The sequence below is a fragment of the Rubrobacter tropicus genome (assembly GCF_011492945.1).
GTDB classification, from domain to species: Bacteria; Actinomycetota; Rubrobacteria; order Rubrobacterales; family Rubrobacteraceae; genus Rubrobacter_D; species Rubrobacter_D tropicus.
Genome location: NZ_CP045119.1, coordinates 3,006,043 through 3,028,933, shown reverse-complemented (window position 1 = coordinate 3,028,933; position 22,891 = coordinate 3,006,043). Strand labels below are relative to the sequence as shown.

Here is a 22,891-nt window from a genome sequence, read left to right as displayed (position 1 = left end):
CCCTAGTCCTCCAAAACCCGTTCCTGCCACCCCTCTTCGAGCCGCAGGAGCCACTCGGTTCCTGCCTCGGGTACCCGGTTCTCCTGCAGCACCCGGGTCGGCAGCGTCGCCGCCCCCTCGGGTTCCGCGAACCCCTCGCGCGCCCCTTCCGGCAGCCGGTCGAGGCTGAGGGCGGTCAGGTCGCCCCATCCTCTCGGGTCCTGCTTCTCGCTCTGGGCCCCGGGGCCCTGCAGGAAGTTCGTTACCACCTGCGCCCCCGCCTTGTTCGGGCCGTTGAAAGGGATGGCGAGGTAGTGGGTGTTGTTGAGGGTGCCACCTTCGAGCAGGTAGGAGCGGGTGCTCTTCGGGAAGAGGCCCTTGTCCACCTGGCGCTGGGCGAGGAGCGGGTTGTAGCTCATCGTGAGCCAGGTCTCGCCGTTCCCGTAGAGTTCGTCCAGCTTCGCCGAGGTCGCGGGGTAGGTCTCGCCCTCGCGCCAGAGGTTCGGCTCCATGTCCTTCAGGAAGTCGTAAAGCTTTGGGGACTCCCTCTCGAAGACCTCCTCGTCGAAAGGTTTCTGGTAGGCTTCGACCCGTCCCGTCACGTCGTAGAAGGCCTGCTCGACGAAGGCGTTGCCCGTGAAGTCGGGCGGGGCGGGGTAGGAGAAGCGGCCGGGGTTCTCTTCGGTCCAGGATTTGAGTTCTTCCATCGTCTTCGGTGGGTCGTCGACCTTCGCCGAGTCGTAGATCATGACGAACTGGGCCTTGCCCCAGGGCGCCTCCCTACCCTCCACGGGGTGGCCGAAGTCCCGGTTAATGGAGGGACTTTTCCAGTCTACGTACCTGGCGTTCGGGAGTTCCTCGGCCCACGGGCCGAACCAGAGGTCGGCGTCGGCGCCCGTGGCGAAGTTCTCGCCGTTGATCCAGACGAGGTCTATGGTCCCCTCGTCTTTTCCCGCCTGCTTCTCGTTGAGCAGCTTGTTGACCGCGTCGGCAGTGTCTCCAAGGGGCGTGCGCGTAAATTCTATTCCGTGTCTCTCTTTCAACTGCGGGATGACGTAATCGTCGACGTAGGCGTTTATGGCCTCGTCCCCGCCGTATATGGCGAGGTTGACCTCGGTGCCGCGGGCCGCCCTCTCCAGTTCCGAAAAAGGGCGGTCCTCGCCGGAGGGGGAGTTCGCGCCCCCGGTCCCGCCGCAGCCGGCGAGCGCCGCGAGGCAGAGCAGGGCGATGACCAGGGGTTTTATCCTCTTCGAGCCGGGCATGTCCAACCTTGGCTTACCTCGTTTGCAGACGTGTCACTACGATGGCCCTACGCGTCCGGGTATACGCCTCTTGAAAGCGGCTGGATCAGGCCCGCGGACCGTCCGACAGCCGCCCGAGCGCCCGCATCAGGCCCGAGATCACACGCCCCTCGTCCAGATCTACCACCGTATCCACTTCGCGGCCCGGCAGCGCGTAGTCGTGGGCCGCGGCGGCGTCCAGCGTGGGCAGGACGCGGCGTTCGACCGTCACGGATTTCGGGTCCGCCACGGCCGCGACGCAGGCCACGTCCCAGAGGATCTTCTCGCCCTTGGGGTCCACGGGGCCGCCGTACTCGGCCACCCACAGCTCCAGGATCTCGGCCAGGTACGAGGCGGCCGGGTTCCCGAGGGAGCGCACCTCTTGCGCGAACTTCGTCGCCTGAACCAAGATCTTCGCGGGCGCGGGCCAGCCCGGGACGTGCAGCAGGTCGACGTCTTCCTCGAACAGGACCCGCCACGCCGCCATGTCGGCCCGGCCGTTCAGCTCGTGGAACTTGTGCCGGCCGTAGGTCTCGGCGCCCCCGAACCCCCCGAGCCACACGACGCGGACGTTCTCCCGGAGATCCGGCCCGGAGACCAGCAACGAGGCGACGTCTGTGGCGGGTCCTGTTGCGATCACGGTGAGGGGGCCTCGCCTTGCCTCCTCGATCAGGAACTCCAGGCCCGCGCTCGGCACGGGCTCGCCGCGGCTGGTCATGGGCCGGTCCGCCCCCGTGATGCACGGCACGCCGCGCCCGCACAGGCCGACCACCCGCTCGGCCTCGTCCTGGTACATGTCCCGCGAGCCCGGGCCGTGGGCGGTGGTGTTGTGTACGGAGACTACGCCGCGCACGTCGAAGACGCCTTCCGGCAGGCCGAGGGCGTGCGCTATTGCGAACTGGTCGTCCACCTCGTTTGCCGTGTCGCAGTCGAGGACTACGCGGGTTGGTGGCATCGCTTCCTCTCTTCAAGGACGGATCGCGGGGATCGTAGCACGGCGCCGGCCAGGGATTGTTCCGTCTTACTTGCGGGCCGCCCGAACCCCGGCGTGACGGCCCGCGTCAAGGGCCGAAGAGGTCCTCCATGAACGCCGGCTCCAGGTAGGCCCGGCTCCGGTCGAGGGTCTCCTCGTTGGCGATGGGCCTCCCGGCCCGCGCCGTCTCCTGCAACGCCCACGCGCACCACGAGACCGCCCGCAGAGAGACGATGGTCTTCATCGTCACGAGCTGCTCGTGGAAACGCCCGACGTCCGCGACGGGATTTTGTTCCAGGTAAGCCTCCACGAACTCCCGTTCCTGCTCTTTGGTGAGAAGCGTCGCTGTGTCGTCGCGCCAGAGGCTCGTCGTGGGGAGGAGGAAGTGGGCGAGGTCCTGGGTGCGGGGCGCAACGCGCGCCTTCTCCCAGTCCAGCAGCTTCGCCCCACCGTCCTCGACGACGAAGTTGTGGGTATTCAAATCGTAGTTGACGACGGCGAGGTCGTCTCCCGTGAAGAGGCCCTTTCTTTCCAGAAGACCTTGTATGCGTCTGAAGCCTCCCAACAGGGCGACCTTGCTCCCTTCTGGGGCGCCGCTCCAGTCCAAGTAGGGTTCCGCGAGGCGGCGGCACTCTTCCAGGATGGCGGGCGCGGGGTCGGGGTGGATCTGGAGGCGGTGTCCTTGCGGGACGCCGAGGGCGTGGACGGCCGCGACGCAGCGGGCGGCGGCGGGGATGTCGGTGGCGTAGTCCAGGGGGCGGCCGGGGAGGAACTCTTCCAGGATCAGGGGGTAGGGGAGGTTCTTCGGGTTCGGGTCGACGTGGTAGGGCTTCGGGGTAACGCCCGAGGGGGATAGGAGGGTCAGGGCGTGGTGCTCGTAGGGGGCCTGCTCCTCCAGCGGAAGTCCCATTTGGGTGCCCGTTACGAGCCGGGCCACCAGGTTCGGGCCCCGCACCAGGTAGTTGAGGCTGTACTCGCCCCGGGCCAGGAACTCGACGCCGTGGTACGAGAAGCTCGGCAGGCTTCGAAGGTAGCGTCGTACGTCCCGGCTAAAGTCACCGTCTGGCATGGCCATATTGTAGGGATGAAGGCGCGGTCGGCGGACGGGGTGGTGTAGAATTGCGTCAGGAAGGAGATATGAGTCTGGATCTGGACGTTATCTTTTGGGCCGTGCTGGCCGGGCTTGCCTTTGTCGGGGAGCTTCTCTCCGTATCTTTCTTCTTGCTTTTCTTCTCGATCGGGGCGGTCGCGGCGCTCGTCATGGCCTTCGCCGGGCTCGGGCCCGTTGCCCAGGCCGTGGGGTTCGTCGTCGCCTCCGTCCTTAGTATGGTGGTGCTGCGGCCCGCGCTGTTGAACCGGCTCTCCTTGAGGGGTGGGGAGCAGTACGCCGGGCACCGGGGCATCACGGGCGCGAGCGCGGTCGTCACGGAGCCGATAGAGGCGGGAGGAAAGGGGACCGTGCGGGTCGGGAGCGGCGAGTTCTGGACGGCGCGGGCCATGTATTCGGGGGGCGGGATAGGGAAGGGCGCGAAGGTTCGGGTGCTCGGCACCGACGGGCTAACCGCGCTGGTCGAGCCGGTCGAGACCGAAGGAGAAGGGCCGTGACGGGACTAATAGTGCTGGGAATACTTGCGTTCGTCGTCTTTCTGGTGGCGGCGAGGAGCATCAGGATCATCCCCCAGAGCCGCGTTGCGATAGTGCAGCGGCTGGGCAGGTACCACCGCACCGCCGAGAGCGGGCTGACCTTCGTGGTGCCCGTGGTCGACAGGATGCTGCCCAAGACCGACCTTCGGGAGCAGGTGATCGCGTTCCAGCCCCAGGCGGTCATAACCAACGACAACGTGGGGATGCAGATCTCGACGGTCGTCTACTACCAGGTCGTCGACGCCCGGGCCTCCGAGTACGAGGTCGCAAACTTCCACCTGGCGCTGGAGCAGATCACGCAGACGACGCTCCGCAACGTCATAGGCAACCTCATCCTGGACAAAACCCTCACGTCGCGGGACGAGATCAACGGCAAGCTCCGCACGATCCTCGACGAGGTCACGGAGAAGTGGGGCATCCGGGTGACGAGGGTCGAGCTGAAGGAGATCACGCCCCCAAGAGACATCCAGCAGGCGATGGAGAAGCAGATGCAGGCCGAACGCACCCGCCGCGCGGCCATCCTGACCGCGGAGGGCGACAAGCGGGCGGCGATCCTGAAGTCCGAGGGCGAGAAGGAGTCCGCGATCCTGCGCGCCGAGGGCGACCAGCGGGCCGCGGTGCTGCGCGCCGAGGGGGAGGCCGCGGCCTACCGCAACGTCCAGGCCGCCCAGATCGAGATGACGGGAGCCCTCTTTGAGCGCCTGGAGAGCAGCTCCCTCTCCCCCGAATCTCTCCGCTACCTCTACCTCAAGGCCCTCCCCGAGATGGCCAAAGGCCCCGCCAGCAAGCTCTTCGTGGTCCCATCCGAGATACAGGACCTCGCCGGAACCGTCGGCGCCCTCGCCGGCGCCGCCGGCATGGCCTCCGAGGACGACAAGAAGGAGGAAGAGAAGCCCCGGCTCACCGCGCCGAACGGCGGTGCCTCCCGCCGGAGCCTGGAGCGCGGCGGCCCCGATGCACGGGCCTGACGTTGCCGGTATGCTACGGATGACGTAACCGGGACGTATCGGCGGGGAGAGGGAGAGGGAATGAGGCGCACGATTCTCGTGTTGACTGTCGTGACGGCGGCTTTGCTCGTGGCGGGGGGTACGGCGCTGGCGGCGACGCTCGCCTGCAACGGCGGCAGGTGCGTCGGCAGCGACGGGCCGGATACCATGTTCGGCAGCCCGGTGCGCGACTCGATCTACAGCCTCAAGGGCGGGGACCTCGTGCGCGGCAACGCCGGCGCCGACTCGATCAACGGCGACGGCGGCGACGACAGGCTCTCGGGCGGCAGGGGCAACGACACGGTTAACGGCTCGGACGGCGAAGACGTCGTGATCGGCAACACCGGTAACGACAGGCTCTCGGGCGGGACGGGCAGCGACCGCATCGAAGCCGTCGACGGGATGCGCGACGTGATCTCCTGCGGCAACGGTCCCCGCGACCTCGTGGTCTTCGACGCCGGCCAGGACAGCTTTACCGGCTGCGAGATCCGCCGGCCGCGTTAGAGCGGTCGGCCTAGAGCTTTCAGCCGTCAGCCTTCGGCTTTCAGCTTTTTGTTGGTGTGACGGGAGCGGGTGACATCTTCGGCGCCTGGTGTGGGAGCAACCGTCGCGGGGACTTCCGAAAAGACGGAAGTCCCCGCGACAAGGTCTTTGCTGATAGCTGACGGCTGAAAGCTGACAGCTTCCCTACTTGCGCGCGTGTTGCTTGAAGAAGCGGACCATCTCGGCCGAGGCGTCGGGGCCTTTGGGGTCCGTGTAGGAGCCGGGGTGGCCCCCGCCGGACCACGCGTGGGCGAGGCCGTGGACGGACCAGCGCTCGACCACGGGGCGGTCTTCGGCGTCCTTGTAGGAGATGCGGGTGAAGGCGTGGCCTTCCGGTTTTTTGCCCTGGCGGGTCGAGACCTTGAGGGAGGAGCCGTCGCCGGCCGTGAGGTGGGCGAGCAGGCGGTCGCCGTTGCGCGGGTGGACGGTGCCGTCCCTGTCGCCGTGGAAGACTATGGTCGGCACGACCTTCGTCTGTCCGTTCGAGGGGGCCTGCGGCATCGGGGCGCCGGGGTTGCCCTGGCGCATCGCGGAGAATGCCGACGGCATGTCGTGGGCGGAGCCGGGGGCGAGCCCGGAGTGGACGCCGACGGCGGCGTAGAGGTCGGGGTAGGTGGCGCCCATGATGGCGGCCATCGCCCCGCCGGCCGACATCCCGGCGACGTAGACCCGGCCTTCGTCGACCGCGTAGTCGTCCATTACCTGCTGCGTGATCCCGGCGATGATGGCTGGCTCCCCGCGACCGCGCTGCTGGTCTGCGGCCTGGAACCAGTTCCAGCACTTCTGCATGTTGGCGCTGTTGGTCTGCGCGGGATACGCCACGAGGAAGGTGTGCTCCTCGGCCAGGGCGTTCATGCGGGTGCCGGCCGCGAAGTCGTCGGGGTCCTGGGTGCACCCGTGGAGCATCACCACCAGCGGCACCGCCTCCCCGGAGTAGCCTGTCGGCACGTAGAGCTTGTAGGACCGCCCCCCGGCCGCGCCGCTGTACGACCGCGCGTCGAACTGCCCGCCGGCCGTGCTTCCGGCGTCCTTGACCGTGGTCCCGTGGGAGGGATGCCTGACGCCGCGGGAGCGCAGGTTCGGGCCGGTCCCCCGGTGGGGCGCCGGTCCCTGCGGGGCGCTTTTCAGGAGCTGGGAGGTCACGTCTATGGGTCCGTTCGTCCCGCCCATCCCGAAATTGGGCACGGTCCCGAGGTTGGTCGGCATCGTCGGGAGGCCGTTTCCGAGGGCGCCCTGGATGATCGAGGTCGCCTCGTCCAGGCGTCCCTCCTGCGTCAGGCGCGTGGCCTCGGCCATGCGGGCCTGTATGCTCTCGTTCATAAAGAATTGCTCCTTCCGGTTATGGGGATTGGATCCTGCCTGCCAGCGCCGACTTTACGGCCGGGCTCGCCCTGAGCGCCCCCAGCACGACCAGCGAGTCGATGGTCTCTAGCGCCAGCTCCGGGCTGACGTCGTCTGCGATGCTCGCCAGCCCGAGGACCTTGATCTCGAGCGTCTCCCCGGCGTCGCGGACCGCTTCGAGGTCCCGCCTGGTGTAGTTCTCCAGCCCGAGCACCAGCGTCTTGCGGGCGACCGTCTGCCGCACCACCTCGGCGTGCGTGGAGAGCTGGTTGCGTATCGCCGTGCGGATAAAGTCCGTCCGGTTCGAGTAGAAACCCTCCTGCACCAGCAGGTCCACCTGACCAAGGTCCACCAGGCCGAGGTTGATCGTGATCTTCTCCGTCTCGCTCATCCCAATACGCCCTCAGACTCTCCGATACTCTGTATAACATCCACATGGATGGTAAGTGGATGACAAAGGGATGTCAAGGGGAGGGGCGATTCATATTGAGGCGCGTTGGTTTGCGGGTTGGTTTTCTCATGCGCGATGAAACCTTTCGTTCGTTTGCGGGTATACGGTGTTAGTGTCTGGGGCGGCCCGTGCGGCGGGGCCGTTGTGTTTCGTGTGGAGGGTTCGTGCTTGGCGACGTAGGTCAGTTGGTTCTGGATGTGATCGGGGCGCTCGGTTACGTGGGGCTCGCCCTGCTCCTTATAGCCGAGAACCTGTTCCCGCCGATACCTTCGGAGGTGGTTTTGCCGCTGGCGGGGTTCCTGGTTGGCAGGGGGGACCTGAACCTGTGGGGTGCTTTGGCCGCCGCCACCTTCGGGAGCGTTGCGGGGGCCGTCGTGCTCTACGGGCTGGGGCGTTGGGGCGGGCGCAGGCTCGTGCTGCGCTACGGGAAGTGGTTGCGGGTCGACGAGCAAAGACTGCAGAAGGCGGAAGGTTGGTTCGGGCACTACGGCGATTGGGTCGTGCTCGGGGCCCGCGTCGTACCCGTCGCGCGGAGCATCGTCTCCATACCGGCCGGCACGGCGAAGATGCCGCTGGTGCGGTTCGTGGTGCTTACGACCGTCGGGTCGGCGGTTTGGAACGGGTTTCTCATAGGCGCCGGGGTGGCCCTCGGGGCCAACTGGCAGGTGGTTCAGGGTTGGATCGGCTCTTACTCCAACGTCGTACTCGTCGTCGGGGCCGCGGGCATCGCCCTCTTCCTCGTCCTGCGCCACTTCAGGCGCGGAAAGAAGGGTCAGTAAGGCGCGTGGAAGAGCGGACACGCCGCGGGACGTGGGGGCACGCTAACATAGGACGGGATGGCGGCTAGGCGGAGGAGAGAGATGAACGTCCTGATCAGCGGCGCGACGGGCCTCATAGGGTCGGCACTCATCCCCGAACTGGAGGCCGGAGGCCACAATGTTACCCGCCTGACCCGCTCCCCCAAGACCGCTTACGACGTCCGGTGGGACCCCGAGGCCGGCACCATCGACGGCGACCTCGAAGGGACCGAAGCCGTCGTCCACCTCGCCGGCGAGAGCATAGCCGAGGGACGCTGGACCCCCCAGAAAAAGCAACGCATCGTCGATAGCAGGATAAAGGGGACGCGCCTGCTCGCCGAGAAGCTAGCCGCCCTCGCGACCCCGCCGGGGGTAATGGTCTCGACCTCGGCCGTCGGGTACTACGGCGACCGGGGCGACGAGGTCCTGACCGAAGAGAGCCCGTCGGGCACGAGCTTTCTGGCCGGGGTGTGCCGGGAGTGGGAAGCGGCGGCCGAACCGGCGCGGCGGGCGGGCATCCGGGTCGTCCACCCGCGCCTGGGCGTCGTGCTCAGCCCGGAAGGCGGGGCTCTCGGGACGACGCTACCCATTTTCAAGCTCGGCGGGGGAGGGAAGATAGGAAGCGGCACTCAGTGGGTGAGCTGGGTCGCCCTCGACGACGTCGTAGGCTCCATCGTCCACGCCCTCACGAACGAAGCGGTCGAGGGCCCCATAAACGTCGGCTCGCCCAACCCGATGACCAACGCCGGGTACACGAAGGTCCTCGGTAAGGTCCTCGGACGGCCCACGGTTCTGCCGCTTCCGGCTCCGGCCGTCCGGATCCTGCTCGGCGAGGTGGCCGACGCCCTGCTGCTCGCGAGCCAGCGCATGGAGCCCGCAAAGCTGAAGGCGACGGGCTACGCGTTCCGTTACCCGCAGCTCGAAGGCGCGCTCAGGCACCTGCTCGGCCGGTAGCCGGTTTCGAGGGCGGAACGCGGCGCGTATCATACGAAGAACCACGTGGCGAAGGGCCACCAGAGAGGCGAGGTTGACGTATGACCGTGCAGACGAAGACCGTCACGGCCGAAGAGCTCCTGAACATGCCGGACGACGGCACGCGCCGCGAGCTGGTGAGGGGGGAGTTGAGGGAGACGACGCCGGCCGGAGATGAGCACGGGTACCTGGCTTTAGAGATAGCCGCAGAGCTCAGGAACCACGTCAAGGCCAACAAGCTCGGCCGGACGTATACGGCAGAGACCGGGTTCAAGATCTCTTCCGACCCCGACACCGTGCGCGCGCCCGATGCGGCATTCGTGGGCCAGGAACGTGTGGAGGCGGCCGGGCGGATCAGCGGTTTCAGATCCGGCGCCCCGGACCTCGTCGTCGAGGTGGTCTCCCCGAACGACAGGAGCTCCGAAGTGCTGGACAAGGCGCTCGACTGGCTGGAGGCCGGGTGCCGGATGGTCCTCGTGGCGCACCCGGAGAGGCGCGCCATCACGGTCTACCGCTCCCGAGAGGACATACGCGTCCTCACGGCCGACGCCGGCGACGTCGTGGACGGGGCCGACGTGGTGCCCGGCTGGAAGCTGTCCCTGCCCGAGATCTTCGCGCAGGAATAAGGAGACGGCTTGGACCACGAACGGTACATGAGGCGGGCAATAGAGGTCGCGCGCGGCAACCCGGACGCGCCGTTCGGGTGCGTAATCGCGGACGCGGGGAGCGGCGAGATCCTGGCCGAAGGCCTCAACGACGCGGATAGAAGCCCCGTCCTGCACGGCGAGACGGCGGCGATCATGGACCTGTTCGATAGAAGGCCTGGCGTAGACCCGTTCGACCTCGTCCTCTACACGACCGCGGAGCCTTGCCCGATGTGCGCGGGCGCGATCCTCTGGTCCGGCATCCCGAGCGTTCTATACGGCACCTCGATAGGTACCTTGAAGGGGCTCGGCCTTCCGCACGTGGACCTGCGCTGCGGGGAGGTTTCGGCCCGCGCCTCCTTCGGTGGTTTCAAGGTAGAGGGCGGCGTCCTGGGGGGCGAGTGCGACGCCCTCTACGAGGAGATGGCGCGCCGGGTTTGAGCGGATGGTACGGGGCGCCGGGTCTTCAGGCGCGCGCGGAGGCTTCCTTCATGATGCCGGAGAGGATCCCGTAGGTCTCGGTCCACGCCGCCTCGGCCTCGGGGGTAAAGCCGTCGCCCAGGCCCCGGTCCAGGGTCCACAGCAGCGCCGCTCCCACCGTGGCGTAATGTTCCTCCGCCACCCCGTAGTCGACGTGACGGCGCCCCAGGTCCTCGACGGCGGGCCTTATGCGGTCCAGGTCGTCGAGGCTGGCAACCGCCACGTCTATCGTCTGCATCAGCTTCTTGCCCTGCTCCGGCATGTTCGCCGAGGCGAACAGGGGCCTGGTCGAGGGATCTATCTCGAAGAGCCTGCCGTAGAAAAGCCGCGCGGCCTCGTCGGAGATCGGGAGCACCTGCGCCCACGTCGAGCGTACCAGCGCCTTCTGGTGGTCCGTCAAAGGCATCGTCTCTCCCCCCGTGCGCCTGAGTCGACTCTCTGCGGTCAGCATTCTAGAGCGTTTCGCGATGAGGTTGAAGCGTTTGGAAGGGCCGACGGCCGTCAGCGGCCCTGCTCCGGCCAAACAACGTGACCGCTCTAGCTCTGGATCTCCGCCCCGAAGCCGGCCTCTCTCAACAGCGCGCGCGCCGCCGGCGCCGCTTTCGCGTCCAGCGTCAGTACCAGGGCGGCCCTCTCCGTGTTCGAGTGCCTGACGTAGAGGTCGTGGATGTTTATGCCGTTTGAGCCCATGAGGGTGGTTACTTCGGCGAAGACGCCGGGGCGGTTCTCGACCGGTATGGCGACGTCCGCGTTCTCGCCGCTTTTCTCGACCAGGATGCCGCCCAGGGCGTCGTAGGCCTCGCGGGCCGCCAGGAAGCGGTTCTCGATGGCCTTTCTGTCCTGGATCTCGCTCCCCAGCTGCGCCATCGCCCCCGCGAAGTGGGCCAGGGCCTCGCCCAGAGCCGGCGCGTTCTCGGCCAGGATGTCCGACCACAGCCCGGGGTTGGACGCCCCCACCCGCGTCAGGTCCCGGAAGGACGGCCCGGCGAAGGAGAGGGCCTCGGGCGAGATGTCCGAGGCGACCTTCAGGAGGGCCGCCGCCATGAGGTGCGGCAGGTGGGAGAGGGCCGCCATCAGGAGGTCGTGCTTCTCGGGGTCGACGGCGGTGGGCACCGCGCCGAGCTCGCGCACGAAGTTCGAGACTTCCCTGTAATCGTTGGGGTCCGTGTTTTGCGTGGTCGTCAGGAAATAGCGGGCGCCGTGGAAGAGGTCGGGCTTCGCGTTGGCGACGCCGGCGAGCTGGCTCCCGGCCATCGGGTGCCCGCCGACGAAACGCAGGGAGTTCGCCTCCGCTTCGCGCACTATGGCGTTCTTCGCGCTGGCGACGTCGGTGACGAGGGCGTCGGTGGGGGCGAGGTCCGAGATCAGGGCCGTCACCTTCGAGATCGGGGCCGCCAGCACGACGAGGTCCGTGCCCCGGACCTCCTTGAGGGTGGAGGGGCGATCTATGGCTCCCAGATCCACTGCCCTTTCGAGAACCTCAGGCCGGTCCACGCCGACGACCTCCCAGCCGGCCCCTCGGGCCGCGAGGCCGACGGAGCCGCCGACGAGGCCAACCCCAACGATGCCGAGCGCGCGGGTCAGGAGATCGCCCCGATCACGCGGTCGTTCTCCTCCTTGTTGCCGACCGTCACCCGGCTCCACCCGGGATATCCGAGGGCGGCTCCCTCCCTGACGAGGATGCCCGACTTCTCGAACTCGTCCGCCCCGAACCGGACCATAACGAAGTTGCCCTGCGAGGGGATGAAGTCGAGGTTCGCGGCCTCGAACGCCCGCTGTAGCCTGCCGCGATCCCGGATCACGAACTCCGCCCGAGCCCCGACCTTCTCCCTCGCGAGCATCGAGGCCGTGGCGGCGACCTGGGCGGCCAGGTTCACGGAGACGGGGAACCTGACCCGCTCCGCGTAGTCGGCGAGCCTCTCGGGCGCGATCCCGTACCCCACCCTGAGCCCCGCGAGCCCGTGCGCCTTGGAGAAAGTCCGCGCCACTACGACGTTCTCGTTTTCGAGGGCGAGCGCGTGAGAGTCCTTGTAAAGCGGGTCATCCACGAACTCGACGTACGCCTCGTCCAGGATCAGGAGAACATCCTCGGGCAACTCCTCGGCCAGGCTCTTCACTTCGTCCAGCTTCAAGTAAGTGCCGCTAGGGTTGTTGGGATTGCACAGGATCACGGCGCGCGTCTCTTGCGTCACCGCCGAGAGTATCCCCTCGGCCGGCAACCCGTTGTCTTCTTCCAGGGGGATCGGACGCGGCGTCATGCCAAGCACGGCGCAGAGCATCGGGTAGAGGCTGAACGAGGGCCACGGGAAGACGACCTCGCCACCAGCGGGCAGGAGCTGGAGCGCGTTCAGCAGGACCTCGCTCGACCCGTTGCCGACCATCACGTTGGTCGTCTCGACCCCCGCGTTCGCTTCCGCGATGACCTGCCGGAGCCGGGAGACGTGGCTGTCCGGGTAGCGGTTGGCGCGGGGCAGCGCCCCGGTGAGGGCGGCTTCGGCCTCGGGGAGCGGACCGAAGGCGAGCTCGTTGGAGGTCAGCTTCGCGTAGTCGTCGGCCCGACCCTCGGCGGCCATCCGCCAGGACTTCGGGGGGACGTAGGTCTTGAGCGAATCGAGTTCGGATCTAAAGGTTGGAGGCATCAGGTTTCAGGCTTCAGCTTTCGGATTGTGGTGGACGGATCCCAGCCGCTAAAGACTAGGCTTCTTGTTGCGTTCTTTCAACAGGCCCCCGGGTTGCAGATCGAGAATCGGTTGCCCGAAACTTTCTGATGCCTGACGCCTGTAACCTGAAGCCTGCGCTGCTACAATCCCACCCCTATGACGGAAGCGGAGAGACAGGCGAAGATTCAAGAGCTTCGGGAGCGGGTCGACGAGGTGGACCTCGAGCTGATCCGGGCCCTCAGCGAGCGGGCGCAGATCGTGCAGGACCTCGCCCGGATAAAGTTCGAGGCCGGTGTCCCGATCTTCGACCCGAAGCGCGAGGAAGAGATCCTGCGGAGGGTCGTGGAGCAGAACCCCGGTCCCATCTACGACTCGTCCATGCGCGAGATCTTCGAGCTGATCCTGCACCGCATCCGCGACCTTGAGATACAACGCGGGGAGTTTCAGAGGTAGGCATGGACGTTTCTCAGACCGTAAAGACGGACGTAAAGACCCAGAACGGCATGATCCGGCCGAACACCTTCCGGGTGATCGCCGGCCCCTGCACGGTCGAGAGCTACGACCAGTTCGTCGCCTCCGCGAAGGCCGTGAAGGAGGCCGGCTTCGAGTACGTCCGCGGCGGCGCCTTTAAACCCCGCACCTCCCCCTACTCCTTCCAGGGTCTCGGCGAGGAGGGGCTGAAGATCATGTCCGAAGTCGCCGGGGAGCTGGGCCTGAAGGTCGTCACCGAGGTCATGGACCCGTACGACATCGAGCTCGTGATGGAGCACGCCCAGGTCTTGCAGATCGGCGCCAGGAACATGGCTAACTTCTCCCTCTTGAAGCGAATTGGCGCCGCCATCGCCGGCACCGACCACGGGGTGCTTCTCAAGCGCGGGCTCTCGGCGACGGTGCAGGAGTGGATATTGGCCGCCGAGTACGTCACCGCTGAGGGCGGGGACAACGTGGTGCTCTGCGAGCGGGGCATCCGCACGTTCGAGACGGCGACCCGCTTCACGCTCGACCTGTCGGCCGTGATCGTGGCGAAGAGGCTCACGGACCTGCCCGTGATCGTGGACCCGTCCCACGCCGCGGGCCGGCGCGACCTGGTGGTGCCTTTGAGCAAGGCCTCGGTCGCCGCCGAGGCCGACGGCCTGATGGTCGAGAGCCACCACGACCCGCAGGAGGCGCTCTGCGACGGGGAGCAGGCGCTGCCGGTCGAGGCGCTGCTTGGCCTGAAGGAGGAGCTCTCGCCCTTCGCCGGCGCGATGGGCCGGGAGGTCATCTAGTCCCGTCCGGTCCGGGGAGCGCCGTGCGCCGCGTCGGCGACAGGTTCGTCCTGGTGCGGGAGCTCGGGTCCGGGGGGATGTCCGCCGTATTCTTGGGCCGCGACGAGGTGCTCGACCGTCCGGTAGCAGTCAAGATCCTGCACCCAGACCTCGACGACGAGGAGACGGGCGCCCTTTTTCGTAAGGAAGGCCGCACCGCGGCAAGGCTCTCCCACCCCAACATCATCCAGGTCTACGACGCGGGCGAGGACCTGCTGGACGGGCGGCAGGTCTCGTACATAGTGATGGAGTACGCGCCCGGCGGGGACTTGAAGGCGCTGATGGACCGGCGGGGCTCCTTGCCCGAGGGGATGCTCTCGCGGGTCGGCGCGGACGTGGCCGCGGCCTTATCCCACGCCCACGAGCGCGGCGTGATCCACCGCGACGTCAAGCCCCGGAACGTGCTCCTGGACGAGCGCGGCAACCCGAAGCTGGCAGACTTCGGGATCGCCCGCGCCTTCGAGACGACCGAGGAGTCGCGCGCGGGCTCCTACCTCGGAACCGCCGCCTACTCTTCCCCAGAGCAGCTCCAGGGACACAAGGTCACGCCCAAGAGCGACGTCTATTCTCTGGGCGCCACGCTCTACCACGCCGCGACGGGGGAGCCGCCGTTCTCCGGCGCCCCGATAGAGGTGGCGAACCAGCAGGTCCTAAAGGAGCCCACTCCCCCGCGCGAGCGCGGCGCCCGCATCGGCGGCGGCCTGGAGGCCCTGATCCTGACCTGCCTCGCCAAAAACCCCGAAGAACGCCCGGACGCGGTTCGCGTCCACGAGAAGCTCTTCCAGAGGGGCATCGGCGCGGGTGCCGCGCAGCCGGAACCGGCCAAGGCGAGGAAACCCGCCGGGGCCGCGGGGTTCTCCCGCGCCGTCGGGACCGCGAGGTCGGCCGGGCTCTCGGGCTTCGAGGCCGTCAGGCGCAGGCTGGAGAGCAGGGGTTCCCGCGGCGTGGAAGGCCCGCCGGACGAGACCGTGAGCCTCCCAACGCGGACCTTCAGATCCGGCTCGCGCCAGAGGACGACGGCGGCGCTCCTGATCGGGGCCGTCCTGCTCCTGCTCCTCGCCGGCGCGGCGGCCTGGGCGATGCTCGACCCCAGCGCCCCAACGACGGAGCCCGCGAGCGGCGGCGCAGGCGAACAGAAACAGGTAGCGGCCCCCGAGCAGGAGCCGGTTAAGAACCAGTCGGGCCAGGACTCCGCAGGCGGGTCGTCCGGCGACGACGCGGGCGGCGAGACGCAAGACCCCGGCCCCGCGCCGCCGTTGGCGGAGGCCGAGAGCGCCGTCTTCGACATGTACGTGGACCAGTCCTTCCAGAGGGTCGACGCCACGTGGGCCGCCCTCTCCGGTCGCCTGCAAGACGAAATAGGTTCCCCCCAGGAGTGGGCCGAGCAGGAGGACCTCTACACGTTCGAATACATGGAATACGTTACGCTGCCGGCCGCCACCGCGTCCGGCGACGAGGCGCGGGTATCGTTCGAGGCGAGGCTGGACCACACGTGGGGTTCCGAGGTCCTCTCGGGCACCTGGGTGTGCGTCGTGGAAGACGGGGAGTGGAAGCTGGACCGCCTCGAAGACGAGCGGACCACGCCTGCCTAGTAGAGCCTGTCAGCCCGCTCCGGCTTCGCCTCCGCGGGCCTCGCTCTCAGCGCGCCTCCTTCGGAGGCTCTCAGCCAGTCGTCTGGGTGCGTTACGTTTCGCGATACTCGAACCGTCGCGCATCGCGCTGCCCGGTGGGGCTTTGGGCGGCCAAAAGCTGACAGGCTGACAAGCGCGACCGAAGGGAGCAAGCGTGCTGCGAAGGCGTAGCCGGAGCGTATAATCACGCGCGTGAGGAGGCTTGCTGACAGGTTCGTACTCGAGCGCGAGGTAGGCTCCGGTGGCATGGCGCGCGTCTTTCTCGGCCGGGACGAGGTTCTCGACCGCCCGGTTGCGGTGAAGGTTTTGAAGCCCATGCACGGGGAGACGGACATCGCGGCGCGCTTCCGGCGCGAGGGTCGCACGGCCGCGCGTCTTTCGCACCCGAACATCGTGCAGGTCTACGACGCGGGGGAGGGGGATCTCGACGGCGACGAGGTCTCTTACATAGTTATGGAGTACCTCTCGGGCGGGGACCTGAAGGAGCGCATAGACGAGCGCGGGCCTTTGCCAGCCGCGGAGCTCGCCGGGTTCGGCGAGGAGGTCTGCGCGGGGCTGGCGCACGCGCACGGGCGGGGCGTCGTCCACCGGGACATAAAGCCGCACAACATCCTGCTGGACGAGAAAGGTAGGGCCAAGGTCTCGGACTTCGGGATCGCGCGCGCCCTGGACACCACGCAGGCGACGAGGACGGGTGCTTACCTCGGCACCGCGCTCTACTCCTCGCCCGAGCAGCTCCAGGGGTACAAGGTGACGCCCAAGAGCGACGTCTACTCGCTGGGGGCCACGCTCTACCAGGCGGCGACGGGCGAGCCGCCCTTCACGGGGACGCCCATAGAGGTGGCCAGCCAGCACGTCTCCAAGCCGCCGCCGCCGATGGACGGACGCGGGGCCGGCGTGGGGGAGGAGTTGCAGGCCCTGATCCTGGCCTGCCTCGCCAAGAACGCGGACGACCGCCCGAGCACGGAAGAGGCCCTCAAACGCTTCGCCTCGGCCGCCCGACCGTGGCTCCCATCCCCCTACGACCCCGGCCGAGCCCGGGGAACCGGAACGCGAACGGCCGCGCGAGGCCCCGACGGTCGCCTCCTTGGGGGGACGAACCCAACGCCGGGGCCGGATGGGCGCCGTCCTCGCCGCGCTGGCGGTCGTGGCCGTGCTCGGCGTGATCGGGGCCCTCGCCCTGCCAAACCTTCTCCCCGGCGGACAGAACACCGGACAGAACGACGCCCAGCAGAACCAACAGGCGAACGCCGGGGGGGCGAACGCGGGCAACGGCGGCAACGAGAACCAGGGGTCTCAGGAAAACGGCGCCGCCGCCGGGAACACGCCGCAGCCGACTACCCAGAACACCGGCGACTCGAACCAGACGCCCGCGCCTTCGGGAAACGGCTCAGGGCAGGACGGGCAGCAATCTGGTGGAGAATCTCCCGAGGAGGCCGCGGCTCAGACGGTGGAAGATTTCTACCAGACGGCCGCCGACGGAGATTACCAGAGGTCCTCGCAGCTTCTGACCGACGCTTATCGGCAGAGTACGTGGCCTTCGCAGGCCACCTTCGCCGGGACTTTCGATACGTTGGAGAGAATCGAGTTTACGGAAGGCCCCACGACGACGGAGGCCAACGATAATACTGCTACCGTATCTGCCAGCACCGTCGCCTATCATTCGGATCGGATCGACAGGCGCACCGGAACGGCCAGTCTCGTCCGGGTGGGCGACGAGTGGAAGATAAGCAGTTTGGACTTCGTGGCCGCGTGAATCACGGAAGGGAACTGTCCTGAAAACCGCATTGACAGCGTTGGTATCCGCGATCATCGGGGGGCTCGTCACGGCGCTGTTCCTGATCATCGGCCTCTGGAGCAGCCTGGACGGGGGCGCCGGGGGTGGTAGCGACGACACGGGGAACGTCACCATAAAGCAGGCGCCGGCGCCGAGCGAGCCTTCCGGGACGGCCCCTATCGGCGGTGAAGGGCTCTCGGTCGGCGACGTTTACCGGCAGGATGCGCCGGGGGTCGTGAGCGTGGACGTGACCTCCTCGCAGATGGGGCCCGGGGGTGGATCCGGGTTCGTGCTCGACGAGACGGGGCACATCGTTACCAACCAGCACGTCGTGGACGGGGCCGAGAACATCTCGGTGCGGTTTGCGGACGGTGCCAGGAAGACGGCCGAGGTCGTGGGGGAGGACCCGTCCACGGACGTCGCCGTGATCCGGGTAGAGGCGCCGCGGAGCCTGCTCGAGCCCCTGACGCTCGGGGACTCGGAAGCGCTTGGCGTCGGGGAGCCCGTCGTAGCCATCGGCAACCCGCTCAACGTCGGCATCAGCGTGACGACCGGGATAGTCAGCGGGCTTGGGCGGCCGATCACGGCCCCCAACGAGTACACGATAGACAACGCCATCCAGACCGACGCGGCCATAAGCTCGGGCAACTCCGGAGGGCCCCTGCTCGACGCCAGGGGGACCGTTATCGGGATCAACTCCCAGGTCGCCTCCGCCGGCTCCGAGGGCGTGGCCCAGGGTGTCGGGTTCGCCGTGCCCATAAACACCGCCAAAGACGCCGTCGAGGAGCTCATAACCACGGGCGAGGTCGTCCACGGCTTTATAGGGGTCCAGATGTTCCAATACGGGATAGACGAGATCGCCGCCGTCACCGGCCTCTCGCTCGAGGAGTTGAACGATAGGTACGGGCTCCCGCCCAACGGCGCTCTCGTGAGCGGCGTGACGAGCGGGGGGCCGGCCGAGGACGCGGGCATAAGCGGCGGCGGGAGGGAAGAGATCGAGGGCGTCCCCGACGTGCCGGTCGAGGGGGATGTGATCACGGCCGTCGAGGGAGAGAAGGTCGTCGCCTCGGACGACGTGATCGAGGCCGTCAACGCCAGCGACCCGGGCGACAGTATCTCGCTTACCGTCGTCACCCCGAACGAGGGGGAGCGCGAGGTCGAGCTGACCGTGGACACCCGCCCGGAAGACACGTAGGGACCCCGTGGAGCCCACCGACCGGCTGAAGCGGGAGGCCGCCAACGCGGCCGTGGATCGTTTCGTCGAAAGTGGTGCTACGCTCGGCCTGGGTTCGGGCACCACCTCCGCTTTCGTGGTACAGCGGATCGGCGAGAAGCTGGCCGCCGGCGAGCTCCGGGGCGTGCGCGGCGTGCCGACCTCCGAGGGCACGGCGGCCCTCGCCAGGGAGGCGGGCATCCCGCTCGTCGGCCTCTCGGAGGCACGCCCCACGCTCACGCTCGACGGGGCCGATGAGATAGGACCCCGCCTCGCCACCATCAAGGGCCTCGGCGGCGCCCTCCTGCGAGAGAAGATAGTCGCCGCGGCCTCCCTCGACGGCCTCGTTCTCGTGGCCGACGGCTCGAAGGCCGTAGACACTCTAGGCACCCGCGGCCCGCTCCCCGTCGAGGTCGACCCCTTCGGCTGGGAGGCCACCTTCGAAGCCCTCGCCTCTTTGGGCTGCGAACCCAGGCTAAGGATGGACCGCGCAGAGCCCGGGCGCCCCTTCGTCACCGACGGAGGACACTACACCGCCGACTGCGCCTTCGGCCCGATACAGGACCCACCAACTTTAGAAGCCGCAATAAAGAACATCCCCGGCGCCCTGGAATGCGGCCTGTTCATAGGCCTCGCCCGCGCCGCCGTCATCGCCGACCAGAACGGCGTCCGAACCATCGAAACGTAAAACCGCGCCCCGTCCGTGGGGCGGGTTTGGAATACGTCCCTAAGGCGGGTTGCATAAGGACTGAACCTTGGTGCTGGTGAGGTTTTGAGGTCCTGAGGGGTGCGTCTCGAAACGAAGAGGGAGCCCCGACCCTCCGCCCCTGAAAGCCTAAAAGCCTTGGAACCTGAAAACCTACGTAACTCGTGGCCCGTTCGCCACGGGCCCAGCCTCTTCGCAGGGCTGACAAGCTGACCGCGCGGATCGCGGTGGCTCGATGCCACCGCGATCCGCTTTAACGCCCGCGGAACAACCTGACCCACGCCGGAAAAAACGTACACACGAACGCGAGGACGAGCACCCCGACGAGCGTCTTGCGGTCCCGTCGGCGCGAGAAGACGCTCCATGCGAGCAAGATCCAGAAAAGCATGTTCCCCGAGGCCACGGCGTACACCCAGCTCGAAAACTTGTGCTGGTCGCCGAAGAAATCCATCTCTTCGATCTCGGGAAAGCTCGTCCCATCGTCCATCCGCGAGCGGAGCACTATCACGGGCATCAAGTTCGCGGAGATGATGCCGACCGCCCATGCCGGCAACATCAGGGGGCTTTCGTAACGCCCCCTCAGCAAATACGTCAGGCAGATCGTCAACAAAATATTCGACGTGGCGCCGACGTAGACGGGAACCGGAAAGCGCCCCATGTCCCGCAAATCGTCCATCTCGTTCAGGCGCTTGGGCCGGGCGTCGGTCATACCGTCGAACTATAAGCCATGCCGGCTTTCCGGACGATCCGCCCGGAAAGCCGGCGCGCTGACAGGCTGAAACGCTGACGTGCTGACAAGCTGAAACGCTACCCCGTGGCGCCGAAGCCGGCGCGGGAGCCCGAGCGTCCCCTGCCGGCGCGCTCCTTGTCCACGACCAGCTTGTAGATCGAATCGTACTCGACGAAGACCGTCGCCTTGCCGTCCTGCATCTTGACGCGCAGGTGGTCTTCGTTCGACTCGATCTCCTTCACGTCGTCAGGCTCGACCGTGAAGGTGTCGCGGCGGTCCCAGATCACCAGGTTCGCCTCTTCTTTTTCGGCCTCTTGTATGGCTTCCTGTATTAGCTCTTTCCTCATGTGCCTTGCTCCTCGCTATAAAATTCGCGTTCTCGTATTCCCTCCCATTCTACTTGAGAAAACCAGCCCGGTAGGAGAGCCCGGCCGCGTCGTCTACAATGTCCGCCGGACGTAGAAGATTACCGACGGGGGATTTTGAAGGGCCTGGCACGAGGGATCAGGGACCTGGACAGGGCGGCTTTCCGGGCTATCTTCGGCCTCAAGTGGCCGCCGCTGACGGCCGTGCTGCGCTTCTTTACCCTCGTCGGCACCGCCGGGTTTATCTGGGGTTCTTTCGCCGCAGCCGCCTTCGTCTTCACCGGGTTCCGGCTCCCGAACCTCCTGATCCCCTGGGCCGCGGTCGCCGGCTCGTGGACGCTGGCGGAGGGTGCGAAGTACTTCTTCGACCGCGCCCGTCCCTTTATCTGGGACACGGGGATCGCCCCCCTCGTAAAGACGCCGTCCTCCAGTTCTTTTCCCTCGGGCCACTCCGCCACCGCCGCCGCCGGCGCCCTTACGCTCTCGGTCGTCTACCCCGCCTTCGCCCCGGTCCTGCTTCTGGCCGGCTCTCTCGTAGTCTTCTCCCGCGTCTACCTCGGCGTTCACTTCCCCGTGGACGTGCTCGCGGGCGTCGCCATCGGCGTCGTTACCGCGATCCTGGTCCTCACCGTGGCCGGCTCCCTGGCGTGAACCGGCTTACCGGCGTCGTCCCGGCGGCGCGGTAGAAACATCCCATGCCCGTACCGCGCTACTACACTATCGGGGCCGTCGCCCCGGACCTGCGTTCCCTGAAGGCCCTGGACGAGAGGCTCGAAGGCCTGGGCGTTTCGGGCGAGGCGCACCTGGTGCTCACCCGCCGCCGCGACGAGCCGCTGGTCGGCGTAACCCTGCCTGGCGCGCGCGTGAGCACCGTAGAATCCGGGCTCTCCCGGACCCAGTGGTTCGAGCTCTTCAGCACCTACCTCGGCGTGACGGCCGTGAGCGTCCTGATGGGCGCCGTCCACCTCCCAACCGGTCTCGCGGTCCAGACCGTTATGACCCTCGCCGCCATCGTCGGCCTCGTCATTTACCATCGCCGCCCGCAGCTGGAGAAGAAGGTCCTCCGCATGGGCCTTCCCGAGAGGCTGGCCGAAGAGTGGCAGGCCGCCTTCGCCGGCGGCTTCGCCCTCTCCCTCGTAACCGTCCCGGCCGACCTCTTCGACGGGGCGCAAGAAGCCTTCCTCGAAGACCCGACGTTGCTCGCACCGCAAGCTATCGACCGCAGACCGGTAGCGTAGTAGCACGCCCGCTTCGCGGGCTTTCAGCACGCTTCGGCCTAAGGCCTCCGCTCTCGGCACGCTTCGGCCTGCTACGAGCAGGTCTCGCTCTCAGCCCGTCAGCTTCTTGCCGCGCAAATCCCGACCGGCCAGCGTCCGGCGAAGCGTTTAGGGTTTCGGGAGGAGTACCGAGTACAGACGACTGGCTGACTAGCTGAAAGCGAGGGCCGTAAGGCCCGATGCGTGCTGACGAGGCGCGTAGCGCCGGGCTGACAAGCGGAGCTTGAAGGGCGCAACGTGCTGCCAAGCTGTTAAGCTTGGCGTGTGATCGTTCGCGAGTTGGCCGATTCTTTTGTTCTCGTCGAGCAGCACGAACATGCGCTCGTCTCGGGGGAGTTTGCCCGGCGGTGGGTGAGGGGCCCGTCTCCCCGCGAATCTACGTTGTACGCCGTGGAGAACCACGACGTGGCGTGGCGCGAACCCGACCGGGAGGTGCTCTGGAACGAGGCGTCGGGGCGTCCTTATTCTTTTCTGGATTATCCGCCCGGGCCGAAGTTGTCCGCGCAGCTACGTGGGATCGACCTGGTCGAAAGCGGCGACGCCTACGCGGGCTGTCTCTGCAGCATGCACTACGCCCGGTTCTTGCTGAAGTCCGAGAAGCCGGTGGAGGTCGAGTTTCGGGAGAGGGAGGCGGCGCGGCAGGAGCGCCTTCGTGAGGGTATGTCCGGGGAGGAGTCGGAGAACCTGGAGCGCAACTTCCGGTTCTTGCGGCTTTGCGACGGGCTCTCGTTGTTTCTGTTCCTCTATGGGCCTGGTGAAGGGGGCAACCCTCCCCCCACCCCCGACGGGTTCCGGCTCGACGGGACGAGGTACGAGCTTTCGTGGCGGAGCGGGGACTCGGTTAATCTCGACCCGTTCCCGCTCACCGAACCGTTCGATGTCGCGGTGCCGTACAGGGAGGTCGGGAAGGACCGCGAATTGGCCGGGGACGGCGTTCTGGAGTTCCGGATCACCGGCAAGAGCGGTTAGCAGAGGGCTGTAAGGCTGTCAGCCATCAGCTGTCAGCCATCAGCCAGAGCAAAAGAGCTGAAGGCTGAGAGCGGAGGCCTGCTCGTAGCAGGCCGGAGCGTGCTGAAAGCTGACAGCGCGCATTGCAGGGGCGATGCCCCCGCAGTCCGCTCCAAAGTTACCGACC

Annotated in this window: 26 protein-coding genes and 1 pseudogene; 17 read left to right on the top strand and 10 right to left on the bottom strand. The window is 67.3% G+C overall.

Features of this window, described 5'->3' with window-relative positions; all coding sequences use genetic code 11:
• Nucleotides 1–2: 2 nt before the first annotated feature.
• From GBA63_RS15280 to GBA63_RS15270, 3 genes are all read right to left on the bottom strand, one after another.
• Entirely contained in the window at nt 3–1,241 is a 1,239-nt protein-coding gene (locus GBA63_RS15280; RefSeq protein WP_166177433.1) for an ABC transporter substrate-binding protein, read from the bottom strand.
• 85 nt (nt 1,242–1,326) lie between these two features.
• On the bottom strand, nt 1,327–2,214 hold the full coding sequence (locus GBA63_RS15275; RefSeq protein ID WP_166177432.1) for a nucleoside hydrolase: 888 nt from the start codon (nt 2,212–2,214) through the stop codon (nt 1,327–1,329).
• A 106-nt stretch (nt 2,215–2,320) separates the two neighbouring features.
• Nucleotides 2,321–3,301, bottom strand: a complete 981-nt coding sequence (locus GBA63_RS15270) for a phosphotransferase family protein (protein ID WP_166177431.1) — start codon at nt 3,299–3,301, stop codon at nt 2,321–2,323.
• Nucleotides 3,302–3,369: 68 nt separating this feature from the next.
• Here GBA63_RS15270 and GBA63_RS15265 point away from each other — a divergent pair, with 68 nt between their 5' ends.
• Genes GBA63_RS15265 through GBA63_RS15255 form a run of 3 tightly spaced genes read left to right on the top strand, consistent with a single transcriptional unit; the run spans nt 3,370 to nt 5,366 of the window.
• On the top strand, nt 3,370–3,837 hold the full coding sequence (locus GBA63_RS15265) for an NfeD family protein (RefSeq protein ID WP_166177430.1): 468 nt from the start codon (nt 3,370–3,372) through the stop codon (nt 3,835–3,837).
• Complete coding sequence (locus GBA63_RS15260; protein WP_166177429.1) at nt 3,834–4,844, top strand: SPFH domain-containing protein; 1,011 nt, start codon at nt 3,834–3,836, stop codon at nt 4,842–4,844. The genes GBA63_RS15265 and GBA63_RS15260 overlap by 4 nt, the downstream gene beginning before the upstream one ends.
• Before the next feature lie 60 nt (nt 4,845–4,904).
• A complete protein-coding gene (locus GBA63_RS15255) occupies nt 4,905–5,366 on the top strand; it encodes a calcium-binding protein (RefSeq protein ID WP_166177427.1) in 462 nt (153 codons plus the stop codon).
• Between the two features lie 183 nt (nt 5,367–5,549).
• Here GBA63_RS15255 and GBA63_RS15250 read toward each other — a convergent pair whose 3' ends face one another.
• Together GBA63_RS15250 and GBA63_RS15245 are read right to left on the bottom strand one after the other, a co-directional pair.
• Nucleotides 5,550–6,725: an extracellular catalytic domain type 1 short-chain-length polyhydroxyalkanoate depolymerase gene (locus tag GBA63_RS15250; protein ID WP_166177425.1), complete on the bottom strand. Its 1,176-nt coding sequence runs from the start codon at nt 6,723–6,725 to the stop codon at nt 5,550–5,552.
• 19 nt (nt 6,726–6,744) lie between these two features.
• On the bottom strand, nt 6,745–7,137 hold the full coding sequence (locus GBA63_RS15245) for a CopG family transcriptional regulator (protein WP_166177423.1): 393 nt from the start codon (nt 7,135–7,137) through the stop codon (nt 6,745–6,747).
• Nucleotides 7,138–7,361: 224 nt separating this feature from the next.
• Here GBA63_RS15245 and GBA63_RS15240 point away from each other — a divergent pair, with 224 nt between their 5' ends.
• The 4 genes from GBA63_RS15240 (at nt 7,362) to GBA63_RS15225 (ending at nt 10,051) form a co-directional block, all read left to right on the top strand.
• On the top strand, nt 7,362–7,976 hold the full coding sequence (locus tag GBA63_RS15240) for a DedA family protein (RefSeq protein ID WP_166177421.1): 615 nt from the start codon (nt 7,362–7,364) through the stop codon (nt 7,974–7,976).
• A gap of 81 nt (nt 7,977–8,057) precedes the next feature.
• A complete protein-coding gene (locus GBA63_RS15235) occupies nt 8,058–8,948 on the top strand; it encodes a TIGR01777 family oxidoreductase (RefSeq protein WP_166177419.1) in 891 nt (296 codons plus the stop codon).
• An 80-nt stretch (nt 8,949–9,028) separates the two neighbouring features.
• The gene (locus tag GBA63_RS15230) at nt 9,029–9,592 is read left to right on the top strand and encodes a Uma2 family endonuclease (RefSeq protein ID WP_166177417.1); all 564 of its coding nucleotides are present in this window, start codon (nt 9,029–9,031) and stop codon (nt 9,590–9,592) included.
• Between the two features lie 9 nt (nt 9,593–9,601).
• Complete coding sequence (locus GBA63_RS15225; protein ID WP_207956822.1) at nt 9,602–10,051, top strand: nucleoside deaminase; 450 nt, start codon at nt 9,602–9,604, stop codon at nt 10,049–10,051.
• A 25-nt stretch (nt 10,052–10,076) separates the two neighbouring features.
• Here the strand turns inward: GBA63_RS15225 and GBA63_RS15220 are convergent, their stop codons facing one another.
• From GBA63_RS15220 to GBA63_RS15210, 3 genes are all read right to left on the bottom strand, one after another.
• Nucleotides 10,077–10,496: a globin family protein gene (locus GBA63_RS15220; protein ID WP_166177415.1), complete on the bottom strand. Its 420-nt coding sequence runs from the start codon at nt 10,494–10,496 to the stop codon at nt 10,077–10,079.
• Nucleotides 10,497–10,627: 131 nt separating this feature from the next.
• Complete coding sequence (locus tag GBA63_RS15215; RefSeq protein WP_166177413.1) at nt 10,628–11,734, bottom strand: prephenate dehydrogenase/arogenate dehydrogenase family protein; 1,107 nt, start codon at nt 11,732–11,734, stop codon at nt 10,628–10,630.
• Nucleotides 11,671–12,663: a pyridoxal phosphate-dependent aminotransferase gene (locus GBA63_RS15210; protein ID WP_166177411.1), complete on the bottom strand. Its 993-nt coding sequence runs from the start codon at nt 12,661–12,663 to the stop codon at nt 11,671–11,673. The genes GBA63_RS15215 and GBA63_RS15210 overlap by 64 nt, the downstream gene beginning before the upstream one ends.
• Nucleotides 12,664–12,906: 243 nt before the next feature.
• On the opposite strand from GBA63_RS15210, the gene GBA63_RS15205 reads away from it, so the two are divergent.
• From GBA63_RS15205 to rpiA, 7 genes and pseudogenes are all read left to right on the top strand, one after another.
• Nucleotides 12,907–13,203 carry a chorismate mutase gene (locus GBA63_RS15205; RefSeq protein ID WP_166177409.1) on the top strand — a complete coding sequence of 99 codons (297 nt, stop codon included), beginning with the start codon at nt 12,907–12,909 and terminating at the stop codon, nt 13,201–13,203.
• A 2-nt stretch (nt 13,204–13,205) separates the two neighbouring features.
• Entirely contained in the window at nt 13,206–14,018 is an 813-nt protein-coding gene (gene aroF / locus GBA63_RS15200; protein ID WP_166177407.1) for a 3-deoxy-7-phosphoheptulonate synthase, read from the top strand.
• 23 nt (nt 14,019–14,041) lie between these two features.
• The gene (locus GBA63_RS15195; protein ID WP_166177405.1) at nt 14,042–15,649 is read left to right on the top strand and encodes a serine/threonine-protein kinase; all 1,608 of its coding nucleotides are present in this window, start codon (nt 14,042–14,044) and stop codon (nt 15,647–15,649) included.
• Nucleotides 15,650–15,934: 285 nt separating this feature from the next.
• Nucleotides 15,935–16,609 (top strand): annotated as a pseudogene (locus GBA63_RS24460) (serine/threonine-protein kinase); the annotation flags it as partial.
• Nucleotides 16,610–16,775: 166 nt separating this feature from the next.
• Nucleotides 16,776–17,444, top strand: a complete 669-nt coding sequence (locus tag GBA63_RS23710) for a nuclear transport factor 2 family protein (protein WP_228282131.1) — start codon at nt 16,776–16,778, stop codon at nt 17,442–17,444.
• Nucleotides 17,445–17,475: 31 nt separating this feature from the next.
• Nucleotides 17,476–18,660 (top strand): S1C family serine protease, encoded by a 1,185-nt coding sequence (locus GBA63_RS15185; RefSeq protein ID WP_166177401.1) that lies wholly within the window; start codon nt 17,476–17,478, stop codon nt 18,658–18,660.
• A 7-nt stretch (nt 18,661–18,667) separates the two neighbouring features.
• Nucleotides 18,668–19,366 (top strand): ribose-5-phosphate isomerase RpiA, encoded by a 699-nt coding sequence (gene rpiA, locus GBA63_RS15180; protein ID WP_166177399.1) that lies wholly within the window; start codon nt 18,668–18,670, stop codon nt 19,364–19,366.
• 271 nt (nt 19,367–19,637) lie between these two features.
• On the opposite strand, the gene GBA63_RS15175 is transcribed toward rpiA, so the two are convergent.
• Nucleotides 19,638–20,093: a hypothetical protein gene (locus GBA63_RS15175; protein ID WP_166177397.1), complete on the bottom strand. Its 456-nt coding sequence runs from the start codon at nt 20,091–20,093 to the stop codon at nt 19,638–19,640.
• A gap of 98 nt (nt 20,094–20,191) precedes the next feature.
• Nucleotides 20,192–20,461 (bottom strand): hypothetical protein, encoded by a 270-nt coding sequence (locus tag GBA63_RS15170; protein ID WP_166177395.1) that lies wholly within the window; start codon nt 20,459–20,461, stop codon nt 20,192–20,194.
• Nucleotides 20,462–20,596: 135 nt separating this feature from the next.
• Between GBA63_RS15170 and GBA63_RS15165 the strand changes: the two genes are divergently transcribed.
• The 3 genes from GBA63_RS15165 to GBA63_RS15155 all read left to right on the top strand — a co-directional run bounded on the left by GBA63_RS15165 (nt 20,597) and on the right by GBA63_RS15155 (nt 22,725).
• A complete protein-coding gene (locus GBA63_RS15165) occupies nt 20,597–21,130 on the top strand; it encodes a phosphatase PAP2 family protein (protein WP_207956821.1) in 534 nt (177 codons plus the stop codon).
• Between the two features lie 44 nt (nt 21,131–21,174).
• Nucleotides 21,175–21,717, top strand: coding sequence for a hypothetical protein (locus tag GBA63_RS15160; protein ID WP_166177393.1), 543 nt, complete (start codon nt 21,175–21,177; stop codon nt 21,715–21,717).
• 318 nt (nt 21,718–22,035) lie between these two features.
• Nucleotides 22,036–22,725 carry a DUF3891 family protein gene (locus tag GBA63_RS15155; RefSeq protein WP_166177391.1) on the top strand — a complete coding sequence of 230 codons (690 nt, stop codon included), beginning with the start codon at nt 22,036–22,038 and terminating at the stop codon, nt 22,723–22,725.
• The last annotated feature ends 166 nt before the right edge of the window (nt 22,726–22,891 follow it).

What these genes read in the sequence shown, in the direction of transcription:
- GBA63_RS15280 (WP_166177433.1), bottom strand. Translation starts at nt 1,241, where the DNA reads ATGCCCGGCTCGAAGAGGATAAAACCCCTGGTCATCGCCCTGCTCTGC.
- GBA63_RS15275 (WP_166177432.1), bottom strand. Translation starts at nt 2,214, where the DNA reads ATGCCACCAACCCGCGTAGTCCTCGACTGCGACACGGCAAACGAGGTG.
- GBA63_RS15270 (WP_166177431.1), bottom strand. Translation starts at nt 3,301, where the DNA reads ATGCCAGACGGTGACTTTAGCCGGGACGTACGACGCTACCTTCGAAGC.
- GBA63_RS15265 (WP_166177430.1), top strand. Translation starts at nt 3,370, where the DNA reads ATGAGTCTGGATCTGGACGTTATCTTTTGGGCCGTGCTGGCCGGGCTT.
- GBA63_RS15255 (WP_166177427.1), top strand. Translation starts at nt 4,905, where the DNA reads ATGAGGCGCACGATTCTCGTGTTGACTGTCGTGACGGCGGCTTTGCTC.
- GBA63_RS15250 (WP_166177425.1), bottom strand. Translation starts at nt 6,725, where the DNA reads ATGAACGAGAGCATACAGGCCCGCATGGCCGAGGCCACGCGCCTGACG.
- GBA63_RS15245 (WP_166177423.1), bottom strand. Translation starts at nt 7,137, where the DNA reads ATGAGCGAGACGGAGAAGATCACGATCAACCTCGGCCTGGTGGACCTT.
- GBA63_RS15235 (WP_166177419.1), top strand. Translation starts at nt 8,058, where the DNA reads ATGAACGTCCTGATCAGCGGCGCGACGGGCCTCATAGGGTCGGCACTC.
- GBA63_RS15230 (WP_166177417.1), top strand. Translation starts at nt 9,029, where the DNA reads ATGACCGTGCAGACGAAGACCGTCACGGCCGAAGAGCTCCTGAACATG.
- GBA63_RS15220 (WP_166177415.1), bottom strand. Translation starts at nt 10,496, where the DNA reads ATGCCTTTGACGGACCACCAGAAGGCGCTGGTACGCTCGACGTGGGCG.
- GBA63_RS15210 (WP_166177411.1), bottom strand. Translation starts at nt 12,663, where the DNA reads ATGGCCGCCGAGGGTCGGGCCGACGACTACGCGAAGCTGACCTCCAAC.
- GBA63_RS15205 (WP_166177409.1), top strand. Translation starts at nt 12,907, where the DNA reads ATGACGGAAGCGGAGAGACAGGCGAAGATTCAAGAGCTTCGGGAGCGG.
- aroF (WP_166177407.1), top strand. Translation starts at nt 13,206, where the DNA reads ATGGACGTTTCTCAGACCGTAAAGACGGACGTAAAGACCCAGAACGGC.
- GBA63_RS15175 (WP_166177397.1), bottom strand. Translation starts at nt 20,093, where the DNA reads ATGACCGACGCCCGGCCCAAGCGCCTGAACGAGATGGACGATTTGCGG.
- GBA63_RS15170 (WP_166177395.1), bottom strand. Translation starts at nt 20,461, where the DNA reads ATGAGGAAAGAGCTAATACAGGAAGCCATACAAGAGGCCGAAAAAGAA.
- GBA63_RS15160 (WP_166177393.1), top strand. Translation starts at nt 21,175, where the DNA reads ATGCCCGTACCGCGCTACTACACTATCGGGGCCGTCGCCCCGGACCTG.